The sequence below is a fragment of the Rhodopila sp. genome (assembly GCF_965276935.1).
In the GTDB taxonomy this organism is placed as follows: Bacteria; Pseudomonadota; Alphaproteobacteria; order Acetobacterales; family Acetobacteraceae; genus Rhodopila.
The window spans coordinates 2,226,981-2,241,643 of the sequence record NZ_CBDIBS010000004.1 but is presented as its reverse complement, the minus strand read 5'-3'; the positions used below and the strand labels follow the sequence as shown (position 1 = coordinate 2,241,643).

General features: G+C 62.7%; 13 protein-coding genes. 3 read left to right on the top strand and 10 right to left on the bottom strand.

Annotation, left to right across the window (positions count from 1 at the left end; all coding sequences use genetic code 11):
• Window positions 1–317 precede the first annotated feature (317 nt).
• Complete coding sequence (locus tag ACQY4S_RS26725; RefSeq protein WP_428488219.1) at window positions 318–1,274, top strand: acetyl-CoA carboxylase carboxyltransferase subunit alpha; 957 nt, start codon at window positions 318–320, stop codon at window positions 1,272–1,274.
• 157 nt (window positions 1,275–1,431) lie between these two features.
• Here the strand turns inward: ACQY4S_RS26725 and ACQY4S_RS26720 are convergent, their stop codons facing one another.
• Window positions 1,432–1,725, bottom strand: a complete 294-nt coding sequence (locus ACQY4S_RS26720; RefSeq protein WP_428488218.1) for a putative quinol monooxygenase — start codon at window positions 1,723–1,725, stop codon at window positions 1,432–1,434.
• A gap of 391 nt (window positions 1,726–2,116) precedes the next feature.
• On the opposite strand from ACQY4S_RS26720, the gene ACQY4S_RS26715 reads away from it, so the two are divergent.
• A complete protein-coding gene (locus ACQY4S_RS26715) occupies window positions 2,117–2,239 on the top strand; it encodes a hypothetical protein (protein ID WP_428488217.1) in 123 nt (40 codons plus the stop codon).
• 173 nt (window positions 2,240–2,412) lie between these two features.
• Here the strand turns inward: ACQY4S_RS26715 and ACQY4S_RS26710 are convergent, their stop codons facing one another.
• The 6 genes from ACQY4S_RS26710 to ACQY4S_RS26685 all read right to left on the bottom strand — a co-directional run bounded on the left by ACQY4S_RS26710 (window position 2,413) and on the right by ACQY4S_RS26685 (window position 7,670).
• Window positions 2,413–2,589 carry a hypothetical protein gene (locus tag ACQY4S_RS26710; RefSeq protein WP_428488216.1) on the bottom strand — a complete coding sequence of 59 codons (177 nt, stop codon included), beginning with the start codon at window positions 2,587–2,589 and terminating at the stop codon, window positions 2,413–2,415.
• 131 nt (window positions 2,590–2,720) lie between these two features.
• Window positions 2,721–3,938 (bottom strand): hypothetical protein, encoded by a 1,218-nt coding sequence (locus ACQY4S_RS26705; RefSeq protein ID WP_428488215.1) that lies wholly within the window; start codon window positions 3,936–3,938, stop codon window positions 2,721–2,723.
• A gap of 81 nt (window positions 3,939–4,019) precedes the next feature.
• On the bottom strand, window positions 4,020–5,123 hold the full coding sequence (aroC, locus tag ACQY4S_RS26700; RefSeq protein WP_428488214.1) for a chorismate synthase: 1,104 nt from the start codon (window positions 5,121–5,123) through the stop codon (window positions 4,020–4,022).
• A 12-nt stretch (window positions 5,124–5,135) separates the two neighbouring features.
• Complete coding sequence (gene fabI, locus ACQY4S_RS26695) at window positions 5,136–5,981, bottom strand: enoyl-ACP reductase FabI (RefSeq protein WP_428488213.1); 846 nt, start codon at window positions 5,979–5,981, stop codon at window positions 5,136–5,138.
• A gap of 204 nt (window positions 5,982–6,185) precedes the next feature.
• On the bottom strand, window positions 6,186–7,223 hold the full coding sequence (locus ACQY4S_RS26690; RefSeq protein ID WP_428488212.1) for a catalase family peroxidase: 1,038 nt from the start codon (window positions 7,221–7,223) through the stop codon (window positions 6,186–6,188).
• A 246-nt stretch (window positions 7,224–7,469) separates the two neighbouring features.
• Window positions 7,470–7,670, bottom strand: coding sequence for a hypothetical protein (locus tag ACQY4S_RS26685; protein ID WP_428488211.1), 201 nt, complete (start codon window positions 7,668–7,670; stop codon window positions 7,470–7,472).
• A 676-nt stretch (window positions 7,671–8,346) separates the two neighbouring features.
• On the opposite strand from ACQY4S_RS26685, the gene ACQY4S_RS26680 reads away from it, so the two are divergent.
• Window positions 8,347–10,356 (top strand): glycosyltransferase, encoded by a 2,010-nt coding sequence (locus tag ACQY4S_RS26680; RefSeq protein WP_428488210.1) that lies wholly within the window; start codon window positions 8,347–8,349, stop codon window positions 10,354–10,356.
• Window positions 10,357–10,573: 217 nt separating this feature from the next.
• Here ACQY4S_RS26680 and ACQY4S_RS26675 read toward each other — a convergent pair whose 3' ends face one another.
• The 3 genes from ACQY4S_RS26675 to ACQY4S_RS26665 all read right to left on the bottom strand — a co-directional run bounded on the left by ACQY4S_RS26675 (window position 10,574) and on the right by ACQY4S_RS26665 (window position 14,652).
• Window positions 10,574–11,995 carry a CmcI family methyltransferase gene (locus ACQY4S_RS26675; RefSeq protein ID WP_428488209.1) on the bottom strand — a complete coding sequence of 474 codons (1,422 nt, stop codon included), beginning with the start codon at window positions 11,993–11,995 and terminating at the stop codon, window positions 10,574–10,576.
• A gap of 207 nt (window positions 11,996–12,202) precedes the next feature.
• Window positions 12,203–13,504 carry a glycosyltransferase family 4 protein gene (locus ACQY4S_RS26670; RefSeq protein WP_428488208.1) on the bottom strand — a complete coding sequence of 434 codons (1,302 nt, stop codon included), beginning with the start codon at window positions 13,502–13,504 and terminating at the stop codon, window positions 12,203–12,205.
• A gap of 146 nt (window positions 13,505–13,650) precedes the next feature.
• Window positions 13,651–14,652 carry a hypothetical protein gene (locus ACQY4S_RS26665; RefSeq protein WP_428488207.1) on the bottom strand — a complete coding sequence of 334 codons (1,002 nt, stop codon included), beginning with the start codon at window positions 14,650–14,652 and terminating at the stop codon, window positions 13,651–13,653.
• Between the last annotated feature and the right edge of the window lie 11 nt (window positions 14,653–14,663).

The following is a 14,663-nucleotide window of genomic DNA, read 5'->3' as shown; positions in this document are numbered from 1 at the left end:
TGCTCGATTTCCAGGAAAGATAAAGTATCGGCCATACCCTGCGCCCTTCACCACATAGTGTAGCCGAGGCTACATCCGAAGTCGAGACGTGGTTTGCCAGCCGTCCACGTCAAGACAGCGGCGCCTGCATTGGCGCGATCTTTCGGGCGATGTTCTTTGCAATCCTCGCCTGGACATTCTTTCGCTGGCCCGAAAATGTGCCAGAGCAGTTCCACCAAGCGTGGAACCGCTCTAGCTGTGTTTCACGAGCAATTTCATCAGCCTGAGATCGCTTCGCTATTCCAGTCAGGCTGATATTGCTCTAAACGGCGCGCCGCATGCGACATTTCCTCGATTTCGAAAGGCCGATCGCCGAACTTGAGGGCAAGATCGAGGAGCTTCGGCGGATGTCGGAGCCGGACGGCATCAACATCACCGATGAGATCGCCCGCCTGACGGCGGTGGCCGACAAGCAGCTTCGGACCACCTACGGCCGCCTGACTCCGTGGCAAAAGACCCAGGTCGCGCGTCACCCGGACCGGCCGAAGGCGCAGGATTACATTGATGGCCTGATCACCGAGTTCACGCCGCTGGCGGGCGATCGCGCCTTCGCCGACGACGCCGCCGTGCTGGGCGGCATGGGCCGGTTTCAGGGACGCTCGGTCATGGTTCTCGGCACCGAGAAAGGCACCGACACCGAATCTCGCGTCAAGCACAACTTCGGCATGGCGAGGCCGGAGGGCTACCGCAAGGCGCGGCGACTGATCGAGCTGGCCGGGCGCTTCGGGCTGCCCATCCTGACGTTCATCGACACCTCCGGCGCGTTTCCGGGGATCGATGCGGAAGCCCGCGGCCAGGCGGAGGCGATCGCCCGCTCGATCGAGGCCTGCCTGGAGGCGCCGGTGCCGATCGTCGCCACCATCATCGGCGAAGGCGGCTCCGGCGGCGCGGTCGCGCTGGCCACCGGCGACCGGGTGCTGATGCTGGAGTATGCGGTGTATTCGGTCATCTCGCCGGAGGGATGCGCCTCGATCCTGTGGCGCGATGCGGCGCAGGCGCCGGCGGCGGCGGAGGCGCTGAAGCTGACGGCCGAAGACCTGCTGCGGCTGAAGCTGGTGGACCAGGTGATCGCCGAACCGCTGGGCGGCGCGCAGCGGGACAAGCCGGCCACCCTGCAGGCGGTCGGACAAGCGGTGCAGGAGGCGCTGGCGGCTCTCGACGGCCTGGACGCGGCGACGTTGCGGAGCAGGCGACGGGAGAAGTTCCTGGCGATGGGACGGGAGGCGATCGCGTAGGGACGTGGTCAAGATGGGTCACAGGGTAGCCATCCAAACCTGTGTCAAGGCAAGGCCGGCACCGCGAGGCGTCCACGGCGGTTGCGCGGTCGCCGTGGCGTCGAGAGCATGGTGCGCCGCCAGCCGGCCAGGCCGAGCGGACGGACCGCGCGTTGATTTACACCGGGTGCAGGACGTGGACGATCATCGGTTGGGCCAGCTTGCCATCCAGCGCCTGCGTCAAGGCCTTGAAATGCGGCGTCTGCATGTGCTGATCAAGCGCCTGCTGGCTTTTCCAGTGCTCCATGAAGACGAACAGCAGGGGATCCTGGGCGTCGCGATGCAGCACATACATCTCGTTGCCGGCCTCCGCGCGGGTCGGCTCGACGCAGGCCAGGGCCGCATCTCGAACGGCGTGATCCTGGCTCGCCTTTGCGTGTAGAAAAGCGGCAACTCGCACATCCTCAGCCATTGAAATCTCCATTCTGGGTGACGCCCAATGGCAACCCCCGAGTTTGCCTCGGGTTCGCGCCGCACCGCGATGTGACGGACTAGACCGGCGACGGCCGTCGGTTCGTGAACGCAGATCACACTGATGTGGCGAACGGCACAACGCCAAACCAGACAGGGCGTCGACAGAGCTATGCGGCGGGCGTCTTGAGCAATGGCAGCCGTCCCTTGGCCGAGGGAAACCGATATGCCCGAAGCCAGCGAGTTAGGGGTCCGGTCGTAGCGGAGCCGAAAGTTCGGTTCAGATCGCCCGGCGACTTCCAGCGCCGGCTTGACCCAACACGTCCATATCGCAGTTCGCTGCCGCTTCCGGTAAGGAGTCGCTGCACGAAAGGAAGCAGGAAAGAGGCAGCGTGTTCATACCCGTCGAGGACGACGACATCCCGACCATCGTCGCGCTCATGAACCGAGCATATCGAGGCACCGGGCCGTCACTTGGCTGGAGTACGGAGGCCAGCTATCTCTCTGGCGATTGAACGACGGAGGCTCTTCTCCGCGCGGATTTGAACGCGAAACCCGGCGCATTGCTGCTGAAGTGGCAAGACGCGAGGACCGAGCCACTGCGAGGCTGCGTGTGGCTTGAGCCCTTGGGTGATGACGTATGGTATCTTGGGTCGTTGGCTGACATGTTGGAATGGCCGCGCCCGGTCTACCGCCCTGCCATGGATGGTATTTCGCTGGTCCCGCCCCTGGCCGGAGGCGTCAGGTCGCGCCCGGAAACATCGGCCAGCAGCGACCAGATCCGATCCGGCTGCATCGGCACCGCAGGGTCATTCAAAAGCTGATCCAGTTCGTCCAGTTTCTGACTGTACTCAGCGTCCGTCATGCTCCACCTCTCCAATCGCCAGCCGATCCGCGCATCCAGCCAAGAAGACAAGGCGGCAACACGCCGAAGCGTTGGATATGAGGTGGCGTCTCGCTTAAACCGATACCGGCGCCGATCACACCATCGCGCGATCAACCAGACGACAGCACCGCGGGCGCCAGCGCCGCGATTCCCGCGGCGGGGTGGCCTGGGTTGCGAAACCTGATCTCGCCTTCCGCCGCGGCATCGGGCTCGCCGAGGCCGAACAGCTCCAGCCGGGACGCAAAGGTCACGGCAACCACGGGTCGGGCTGCCTTGTTGGTCATGAATTGACGGGCCTCGCCCTCCAACTCCAGCCGTTCGCGCAGGCCGCGCCATTCCAGCCGGTCGGTGTCCTCGACAAACATCGACAGGATGCCGGGCCGCTCGCCGCTCAGGCGGACCGGCGCGAGCGCGGCCAGCCGGTGGCGGATGGCGATGGCGACCTCGTTTTCCCGACCGGCGCGGGCGGCCATCACGAAGACGCCACCGCCGGCGGTTGTGACCGACAGATGCGCTTCCGGCCCGAATTCCCGCCGCAGCGAGGACAGCAGTCCCATGTCCTCCGCCTGCGCGCCCGCCAGCAGCAGCGGATCGAGACGCAGCACGATCGCCGGGTCGTAATCCTGCCGGGTCCTAGTTTCCAGCATGGTGGTGATACGCTGGTGCAGATGCGCCAGCGGCTCGCTGTCCGGGCCGGAATCGTGCAGGCCGCCGCGCAGGCCCTGCGGCAGGGTCATCTTGAGCAGATACCGTCCAGGATGTGCCGCCAGCCATGTCTGCAGGTCCGGATCGATCCGGTCGGCCAAGCGGAACCAGGCGCCACGGTGCACGTCACGGCCTTCCTCGGCCGTCAGAACATCGCAGGCGACTTCCGCTTCGGTCGCATTCCGCGTCAGCAGCAGGTCGTGCGGGGTGTCGTTTTCCAGGCCGGTAAACACCACGGCGAAACCGCGGGCGCGTTGCAGCATGGCGGTGCGGATCAGATGAAACACCGGAATCAGGGTATTTTGATCGGTCAGCGCAAGCCAGAGCCGCTCGAGCAGGCGATCACGGCCGGCTGGCGACAGGCTGGCGGCGAGCAGCGGGATTTCCACCGCGAGACGCCCCAGCAGCGCCTCGGAAACCGAAAGCGGCGCGTTGCGCACCCGCCGCAACTTCTCGACGGTGAGTTCCAGAGCGTGCCGCTGGCGGATCGCTTGGCCGGCGCGGGGACCGGCCGCGGCCAGATCGCGGATCTCCGCAAGGCGTTGACGCCAGCGTTCGCCACCGATCAGGCGAACGAAAGGCTCCGTTGTTGCTGATGCGGCAAAGGTGAGGTGCGGGATCATGACGTCTTGCGTGTTGTTAAAAACACATCATACACGCGCGTTTATTTCGAACCGTCAAGGCGGGTTGATGATGCCTAGCGATCAGTTGCGCGGCAGGCGGGGCGCCATGGGCGCATCCGGGTTCTGTGCCCGATGCCGCAGCAGATGGTCAGCCAGGACGCAAGCCAGCATGGCCTCCCCCACCGGAACGGCGCGGATGCCGACGCACGGGTCGTGACGGCCCCTGGTGACGACATCGATGTCCTGGCCGAAGCGGTCCACCGAGGCACGCGATGCCAGGATGGAGCTGGTCGGCTTGACCGCGAAGCGCGCCACGATCGGCTGGCTAGTGGAGATGCCGCCGAGGATGCCGCCAGCATGGTTCGAGCCGAACACCACGCGGCCGTCCTGCATCCGCATCTCGTCGGCGTTCGCCTCACCCGACAGTGACGCCGCCGCGAAGCCGTCGCCGATTTCGACACCCTTGACAGCGTTGATCGACATCAGCGCGCCGGCGATGTCGGCGTCGAGCTTGCCGTAAATCGGCGCGCCCAGGCCGGGCGGCACGCCGTCGGCCATCACCTCGATTACCGCGCCGGCGGAGGAGCCGGCCTTGCGGACGTCGCCGAGGTAGGCTTCCCAGGTGCGCGCCATCACCGGGTCCGGGCAGAAGAACGGGTTCTGTTCAATTGCCGCCCAGTCCCAGCGGGCGCGGTCGATGGCGTGCGGGCCGATCTGGACGAGCGCGCCGCGGATGGTCGCGCCCAGACCCAGAACGTGGCGGGCGATGGCGCCGGCGGCAACGCGCATGGCGGTTTCCCGGGCCGAGGCGCGGCCGCCGCCGCGATAGTCGCGGATGCCGTATTTCAGGTCATAGGTCAGGTCGGCGTGCCCAGGCCGGAATTGTGCCGCGATGGCGGCGTAGTCACGCGACCGCTGGTCCTGGTTGTCGATCATCAGGCTGATCGGCGTGCCGGTGGTCAGGCCCTCGAACACGCCGGACAGGATGCGCACCTGGTCGGGTTCCTGACGCTGGGTGGTGAACCTGGACTGGCCGGGGCGGCGGCGGTCGAGCCAGGGCTGGATGTCCGCCTCGGTCAATGGCAGGCGTGGCGGGCAGCCGTCCACCACGGCGCCGATGGATGGGCCGTGGCTCTCGCCCCAGGTGGTGACGCGAAACAGGTGGCCGAAGCTGTTGTGCGACATGCCGCCGAGCTGTCAGCCCTCCACCACGGCGATGTCGGGCGCGTCCGGATGCTTCATGCCGACGATGTTGTAGCCGCAGTCGACGTGCTGCACCGCGCCGGTCACGCCGGCGGCGAGGTCGGACAGCAGATAGACGGCGGCGCCGCCGACCTCCTCGATGGTGACGTTGCGCCGCATCGGCGAATTGAGCTGGTTCCAGCGCAGGATGTAGCGGAAGTCGCCGATGCCCGAGGCGGCCAGTGTCTTGATCGGGCCGGCGCTGATGGCGTTGACGCGGATGCCGGCCGACCCCAGATCGGCGGCGAGATAGCGCACCGACGCTTCCAGCGCCGCCTTGGCCACGCCCATGACGTTGTAGTGCGGCACCCAGCGTTCGGCGCCGAGGTAGGTCAAGGTCAGCAGGCTGCCGCCCGGCTTCATCATCGGCACCGCCCGCTGGCAGACCGAGGTGAAGGAATAGCAGGAGATGTCCATCGCCTGCTGGAACGCCGCCCGCGGGGTATCCAGGTAGCGGCCGCGCAGGAAGTTCTTGTCGGCGAAACCGATGGCATGGACCAGGAAGTCCAGCCCGTCCCAGCGGTCCCGCAGGCTGGCGAAGGCGGCGTCGATGCTGGCCTCGTCGGCCACGTCGCAGGGGAAGAGCAGATTGGACCCGGCCTGTGCCGCCAGCGGGCGCACCCGCCGCTCCAGCGCCTCGCCCTGGAAGGTGAAGGCGAGGTCGGCGCCCTGCGCGGCGCAGGCGGCGGCGATGCCCCAGGCGAGCGACCGGTCGTTCGCCACGCCCATGATGAGGCCCCGCCGGCCTTGCATCAGGCTGCCTTGGAGGTGGGGGATTGGTGCGGGGGCGCTGTCGGCCATCTGTACCTCTTGCTCGCGATGTTCGGCGCGGTCCGCGACTGTATGTGTCGTCGCACAACCCGATGGGCCGGGGCAAGAGGCGCGGGCGGTTTCGCGGTTGAATTGGGCTGGCCGTTGCTGTTCGTGGGCCGACGGCCGGACACTTGGCATCCGAGTCATGCGACGGTCCGTACGGCATCCGGTGTATCACCATCCGCATGTCTTCTAGTCGTGGCGGCGGTGGTAGGAATTGCCATATGCCCGAGTCCGAGCGGCAAGTAATGGGTCGCCTGAACCTCCGATGCCTAGTGGCAGGTTCATGGGCGTGAAAAACAGCTCTCGCTGCAGCGCACTATTATCAGCGGCAAGTTTACCAAGTGACAGTGTCCCAAGCTCGATGATGGGGCGATTTGGCGGCCACGGCACCGAGGCATCTCGGACGTTATCTCCTGCTTCCGCAAGTTGAACAAGTAGACGGAATTCCACAGGTCCTGCTTTCAGCCGTCCTGAAAGCTCCTGTGCCAGAAAATTGCGGCCGCGGCCAGCAGCATCCATTGGCGTAAGGTGCGCCTCCCCCGCCAAAGGCCGAATAATGTAGCGCCCGTAGCGGCTCTGACCAGCAGCATTGGTAAACAGAAACGCATTCACTCCATAAAAGCTTTCCGTGCCATAGCTGAGCGGGACCGGCATGGGAGAATCTAAAAATTCGCGAGCGTGTGGATGTGCGGCGGCAAACTGGTCGAGTTCAGAACCTTTGGACGGGCCTCCATGGGTCGCTGCCGCGAGCGCCTTCAGGAAGGCAAGAAAGTCCTCAGGCGTGGAGACTGGGAAGCCATTGTAGGAATGCGCGACAATATCGGTGTCACTCCCGTCCGGAAGCATGAACTTGATAGACATGCCCCGCGGACCGGCGAAGGCGCCACTGTCAGAGATCGTGGGTATTCCAGAAAAGTCCGAAAACTGTACCGTAATAGGGACATCGCCGCCCTGTAAATGGGCAGCCTGGCTCAATGATGCTGCTCCTGGAGCCGGCATGAAGCTGCCCTCACAAACTATGCCCTTTGCATGCACAGGCCGAAAATGCTCATGCACACCGAATAAAGCCTGGAATGCATCAACAATCTGAATAGCCACATCGTTGCCAGCAATCGCGGGTCGGAACGTCAGAGCCGTCAGGGCCGCGGTAATCGCAAGGATCAAGAATATCAGACACCGCGTATTCAGAAACAAACGTCTGATGCGGCAAAATGTTTTTTGAAGCATTAACCTTCAATCCAAAAGGAGGTGCCGAGACTGACTTCGCGCACGGACTTTTTGGTCCAGACGTTTTACTACCATGACAATATGTTCTTCAGGGACAAAAAGTCCTGGATCCTCGAGGCCATCGGCTTGAACGATTGAAACATAATGAGCGTAATACAGATCAACGAACACATTCGGTGATAGGGTTGATCCGCTTTGACGAATTTCAACGCGGTTGCCGTTCCAGCATGCTCAAACTTTCACCCATCACATGGCGTTGTGCCAGAACTGCCTGACCGCTTGGACGTGATGTAGCTTCGCCCAATCGCAGATCTTGCACAGCGAGTTGCGAGAGAAGCGCGGGTCGATGTTCTCGCCGACTAGCCGAGCCAGGCGGCCGGAGGCAAGCATGTCGTAATAATCCTGCTCCAGCAAGTTGCCGATCCGGTGCTTGAGCGCGTAGTCCATTCAGCACAACACCACGGCACCGTTCGGCAGGCAGACATTCTGATCAAAGAACGGCGTATAGCTGCAACTGACGGCGCCATGCTGTTCAGCCATCCGGACGATCGGCTGCCCCGGCACATCGTCCGCGCCGGCCTTGCATCAGATTGCCTTGAAGGTGGATGGGCGCGGCGGCGCTATCGGCCATGAGGGTCCTTTTGCCCGCGATCGGCGGCATTGCGTCGCTTGTCGCGCCACAAGGCGCCGGGATGTAGTAAGAGGCGATCGATAATGGTCTGGACGTAGCGACCCGCGGGGTGCGCCGGTTCACGACGAGCAGCCGGGACGCGTCCGACGAGATCGACCGCCGAAAGTAGCCTGCGGCAACGTCAGGTGTTAACCTTTCCTTAACAAACGGCAGGGCAGAGTTGGGTTCCTTTCCGGAGCCTGAGATGCAGCAGATGATTCCGCTTCGTCCAACCGCCAACAGTTCATCGGGCTTCCGCTTTGAGCACGCCCCGAGTTGTCCCAATGCTGGGCAACTGGTTCGGCGCGAGGCTTTGCCGCCGCGGTAACCGCTGACTGGCGCGCAACTGTCACGGTGGGATAGGCGCTGACTGGTTGCCCTGATCGACAAATCGCCGAACCTAGTCCCACGCCGCCCGTGCCAAGCCAGGCCGACCAAGACATAGAGAATGACATGCCGCCATACACCGGGTCGCCGATCAGGACCGAAGTCGCGGCGCAGCCCCGCACGGCGCTGCTCATCGAGGGATGGCGAGGGCTTAATCATTCCTACGGGCTAATCAACCAATACCAGATCCTTGAGTTGCTGAAGATCGACGGCCTGCAGCTATTCCATCAGGATCTGCCATTCTTCAACAAGGCGTGGAGCCGGGAGACCAACGCGCCGAATTTTTCATCGATCGCACAGCAGCAGATCGACGCGCTCGCACCCGCGGGGGACGCCCACACTGACTGTGTCTATCGGATCTCCTACCCCTTCATCGCCGGAGCCGACAACGACCGGCGCAGAACCCTGACCTTCATGATCACCGAATTAGGGCTTGAGAGGAATAGCCTAGCGGTCGAACCGAGCCGCTATGGGTTTTTTTCGCGCGACGATAATTGCATCGTAACAACGACATCGTGGTCGCGCGACCGTATCGTTGAATTCGGATTCGCCGCCGACAAGGTCAAGATCGTTCCGCTTGGCGTTGATACCACTGTTTTCAGCCCGCTCACCGGCGAGGAACGCGCGATCAACCGGGCCACACTCAACATCCGCGACGATGAGATCGTCTTTGTCAATGTCGGCGGCTCGTTTTGGAACAAGGGCGTCGACCTGCTTCTGCGGGCTTTTGCCGTGCTGCGCCAGCAGGGCCGCAGGGCGCGCCTGATCGTCAAGGACCAGCGCGGCCTGTACGGCGTCACGACCGAGCAGACGGTCCAAAACGTCGGCAAGGATCACCCATCACTGCTGACCAGCGACACCTTGGCGGCAATCTCGGTGATCAGCGGCAATCTGAGCGGGGCGGAGTTGCGGGCGCTCTATGGCATCGCGGACTGCTACGTCTCGCCATATCGGGCCGAGGGTTTCAATTTGCCGGTGCTGGAGGCGATTGCCTGCGGCACATCGGTGATCGTTACGGACGGTGGGGCAACCGATGACTTCTGTCCTGACGGCGTGGCTTGCCGGATCGCTGGACAGTTCCGTGCGATCGAGCGGCCCGAGCAAGGGTCCGTCAGGCGATACATCGAGCCTGATCTCGAGGCACTGATCAGTGCGATGGACGGCTTCGCTGTCGGCAAGACCCTCGAAAGGACGCATTTCAACGCAGCGCGTGGGCGGGTTCTAGATGTATTCAATTGGCAGAACGCCGCGCGGCAACTAGCGAAACTGGCGGCGGGGGGAGCCCAAATCGCGGCCGTTCCGCCGGTGGCGAAGGCCGATGTCGGACCGGTCATGCCCGGTGCCCATGCAATCGTTCAGAAAGAGGTGCTGGACCTCATCAGGATGATCCGTCCCTGGTCGATGCTTCCAGCCGAGAAAGTTCGAGTCGGCAACGATTATGACGGCGGCTACGTGCTACCTGCGATCAGCCTTGGTTGCGATGTCGTCCTGTCGATCGGAGTGGGTTCCGATGTCAGCTTCGATCTGCGACTGGCGGAGGCCGGCGCGCGTATCCTGCAATTTGATCACACGATCGAACACGCCCCGACGTCGCATGACAACTTCACGTTCTACAAGGCTGGTTGGGGAACCAGCAGTGAAGGCAGCTACCTGGACTTCACCGATATCTGTTCGAAACTTGAACCGCTCGGCGGCAAACGTCCGCTGCTGAAGTTTGATATCGAAGGCGCCGAGTATGACGTGTTTTCGTCGGTTGATCCGCGAAGCCTTCAACGGTTTGAAGTCATCGTCTGTGAAATCCATGATCTTGACCGGCTCAACGAGCCGGCATTTTTCGGCAAGGTCATAACGCTAATGGAGAAACTCACGCTGCATCATTTGCCGGTGCATCTGCATGCGAACAATTATGGCGGGATGGCGTTTGTCCAAGGCATAGCCATTCCCAAAGTCCTGGAAATCAGCCTGTTGCGCCGGGACCTGGGCGATTTTCGCGGTTTCGCGGTAGAGCCCATACCAGGCACCCTCGATCGTCCCAATCATCCCTTCCAGCCTGACATCCATCTGAACCTCTTTTAGACCAACGGGCCCAAGTCCTGACCCGCGGCCTCGGCCAAAGGGCGCCAAGCAAGACCTTGTATGGCACGGCAGCGACGTCTTGTGGTGCTGATGGCAAAACATCCACCTCGGTCTTCAGCCCGAGCTCAACGCCGTGTCCGCGCCGTGGGCAATCGAGATACCTGAACAGATCCTGAATCGCGAATGGAACCACCTTGGGCGGCATGCCGCCCGACAATCAACGCGGCTTCTGGATGATCCATTTTGGCGTTTGAATGGATAGCGACACACCAACTTCGGCGGAAAATTCATCGGCGGCCTGCATCACCCCAGGCCAAACCGGGTGATAGTCATCGCCCACCAGATAACCGCCTGGCGCGAGAATATTCCAGTAGGCCCGGGCATCCTTCAGCACATCGTCATACTCATGCGAAGCATCGATGTGAATAAGGCCGGCCTGCACACCGATGCGCTGTAGCAGCTTGGCAGCGAGCGTTGATGTCTGGCGGAGCGGGACGACGCGGTCGCTCACGCCGCATCGAACCACGTTGGTAATAAACTGCTCGTACAACAGCGGCGTGCCATGGCGCCGGGGGATGAGATCGACCAGATCCGATGCCATGTCCGTATGCTCGAGACTGCCCAGGAACGTGTCGACGGCAATGACAGTTCCCTTGACGGCGTGCCTTTCGAGTGCTTCAGCGAGATAGATGGTTGATCCGCCCTTCCACACGCCGACGTCGATGATGACGCTCGGGCGGACTTCGGCGACGATGCAATCGAACGCCGGATGCTGGCTGTTCCAGCCTTGCCGATCCTCGGCGAAAGTGGGGACGAACCCGGCATAAATATCCGTGCCCTGGAGCCGCCGCATGAGATCCCGGCAGGTCGGGTTCGGATCGCGATGTGCGTCCGCAAGGGGTGTCTGTCGTTCAGTCACGAGTTGCACCGGCTCCCAGGCAAAGCGCAAGACGCCACTGGAGTTATGCAGTCCCGCCCGGACCTTGTTTTCCGCCAATGACAGGTTGTAGCCAAGATCGCGATCGAGGCCGGCCGTCCCGATGCCCACCTCGTTAAAGTATTCGTGATCGTTGTATAGAACGCGCTTGCCGCCTTGTTTGGCCCAAACATTGAGCATGTAGGTGTCATCGTAACCGTAATGACCGGAAAAATCTTCGTCGTACATGCCGTGAAGTTTGAACGCGGGCAGGTTGACTAGAAACGTATTAAGATGGAAACAGAGATCCGAGGCTGAATTAGGCCTGTCGGACCAATCCTGATCGCCCAGACGAGATTTCTTGCTGCGCAAGTTATACATCGTCATCGGGTCCATATGAGCCAGATTCTTTAAAATAGCGTCGAGAGGTTCGCTATAAAATCGCTGATCGATGTCGAAAAACAGCGCCCATTCCGCGCGCGCATGAAAGCTGCCCAGGTTCCTTGCACCAGGCTGGTTCCATGCAATTTGTGTAACGATACGGAATACCTTCAAGTCGATCCTGGTAGGACCGTATAGCAGGGGCTGCTCCGAGCAATCGTCGATCAGAATGAACTCGACCTGCGATAGAATGGCGTCCGGGAGCGTCTCCCAATAAGCGATTTGCTCCTGCACAAGGTGCGGCTGATTGTAAAAATGGGAGATGATCGAAAGATTTGGCATGGCCGACGTTGGTGTTTACTTTTAGGCAATTCCCGAGGACTGGTTGCTTCCTTATATCGCTCGTTTGTTAAGAAATCGTTAGCATCGGAGCCGCTGTAAACGGCATCGATCGCCGAGATGAAATGAGCGTCTGATGCCCAGTTGGAGCATGTTTCACTCAGCATGAATGACGATGATGCCGACCGCCATCGGCATGCCGGTTTCTGCTCAGGCGGCCTTGCGCCGCCTGAGGGTGGCGAAAGATGTCGGTAGGTTGGGCACCGCCACCACGGCGGCGGAGGCGGGATTCTCTCCGGTCAGCCGTCCGATCGTGGCGTCATAGGCGGCGAGATAATCCTCCATCGCCAGCCGCTGTTCGGCGTATCGGCGCGCATTGCCGCGCAGCTTGCGGGACAGCGCCTTGTCCTCCAGCAAATCAAGCACCGCCGTGGCGATGGCCGCCGGCTCGAGGAACGGAACCAGCAACCCGTTATCGCTATGGGTGATGAATTCGCGCACCGGCTCGGTGTCGCTGCCGAGCACCGGGCAGCCGACCGCCAGCGCTTCGCGCAGCGACCATGATGCGACAAAGGGGTAGGTCAGATAGACATGCGCGTCGGATCGCCGGAGGGTGGCGATGTAGGTCTCGTAGCTGACGCGGCCGGGAAACACGACACGGTCCAGGTCGATCTCGGCGCCGCGTTCCTTCAGCATCTGCTCCCGCCAGGTGCCGCCCTGCTGGGGCGCGCTGCCGTAGCTGACGCCATCGCCGCCGATCATGACGACCTTGATGTCCTGACGCGCCCGCAACAGGTGCGGCAGTGCGCGCATCATGATGTGGAAACCGCGATACGGCTCCAGGTCGCGGGCGACGTAGGTTACCAGCTTGTCGGTCGGGCGGATCGTCATGCCGCCGATCTTGAGCGGCTTTCTGTGGGCTCGCGGATCCGGGCTGCAGGCGTCCAGATTGACGCCTTCCCAGACCACGTCGATCCGCTTGCGCGCCCAGTCCGGATAGGTCGACAACTGCCATCGCGTTGGGGTCTGCCCCGCCCCGCCCAGGTTCAGCGCGATGTGGTTGATGGCGTTCTTCGCCCTGATCCGCGGGTAGTCGAGTGGATCGTGCGGGAATTCCGGATCGAAGCCCACGTCGGCGGCGTTGAACTGGTAGTAGAATTCCATGTAGCCTAGCATCGGCACGTCCGGCCAGACGTCGCGCAGGTTCAGCATCTCGCCCCAGCCATGGTGGCCGATGATGATGTCGGGCCTGAAGCCGAGATGCTTCAGGCCATAGGCTGCCTTGAAGACGGTCTCCGCCCGCCTGACACCGTCATCCAGTTCGCGCGCGGCGATATGGGTTTCCTTGTTGTTCAGTGCCGGACGCAGATAGGGAATTTTGCGTACCCCGGCGATCTCGTTCATGTTCGGCTCGGTGATGAACAGGATCTCGTGCCGCCGCATGGCGACCAGATGGCGGACGATGTGCAGGAACTGCCCGGGATAATTCTGATGGACAAACAGAAACTTCAAGCTGGGTTCCTCACGTGATCGATCCGCCGGCTAGCGCGGTTGCTTCCATCCGGACGTGGAGCGTACCGCGATGATCCTGGTAACCGAAGGCGCCTGGAATCCGCTTCAGGCGCTGTTCGCATTCGGCACTCGTCCCATCGGATGTGCTAGCGGCGCGCGGCCAGCTTCGTGGACGGCTTTGGCTTCGGCCTTGGGACTGGCTTCTTGTCGTCCGCCTTCTTCAGGTCCTTCACGAGCTTCACCGCGGCGTTATGCGGTTGCATGATGATCTGGAAGGCTTCCAGCGGCGCCAGGCTTTCCGCCTCGCAGGATTCGCCGGCATTGACCGGTCCAACGGCGGTGCCATCGACAAAGGTCGCCGCATAGGTGCAGGTGAACGCCGTCGCCGCCTCGCCTTTCAGCCGGACCTTGAGGCCGAGCAGCGGGAGTGCCATGCCGCGGCTGCCGCAGTATTTGCCACCCTCGACCCAGGGTGACAGCCAGTTGCGGCCAAGCACGGCCTGGTATTCGATGTCCTGCATCGAGATATGGCCCTGGGGTGCGAGGCCAAAGCCTTCCATCCATTGCTTGCTGCCCTTGACGCCGATCCAGTCGCCGATGGTGCCGCCGACGTCGCCCATGCGCTGTACGTGGGCCATGATTTCCGGATTGGCCGCCGGGTCGTTTTCCGGCGGCGCATGGTCGGCGGGCGGCGGAGGCCGGAGCGCCGCCGGCTGCGGTTCGGACGCGGCACCGTTTGGCTCCTTGCTCAGCCGCAGAACCTGCAGGCGCGGCGCCGCATCGGCACCCTGACGGATATTCTGATAGACCGACACGAGGATCTGTGCGGCGCCGTCGGTCACCCGCACCAGCGCGGCGGTGCCGTTGAGCCAGCCGTCTTCCCGGAAAGTGCTGACGCTGACAGCCTCCGGCCGGCCGGCTATGCCGGGTGCGGGCGTTACCCGGACACCGGGAAGCCCGGTGGCCGGATCCGGCTCGGGGCTTCCCGGTGTCGGGAACACACAGTAAAGGCCTGTCTCCAGCGTCATCAAATGCGCTGACACACGTAGTTCAGCGACGCGACCTGGGGACGCGGGCGCATCTTCCGCCTTCCGCTTGGGCCGTCCCGGCTTGGCGGCGGCCACCTCGGCGCTCATGACTTCGGACATGGAATTGTCTC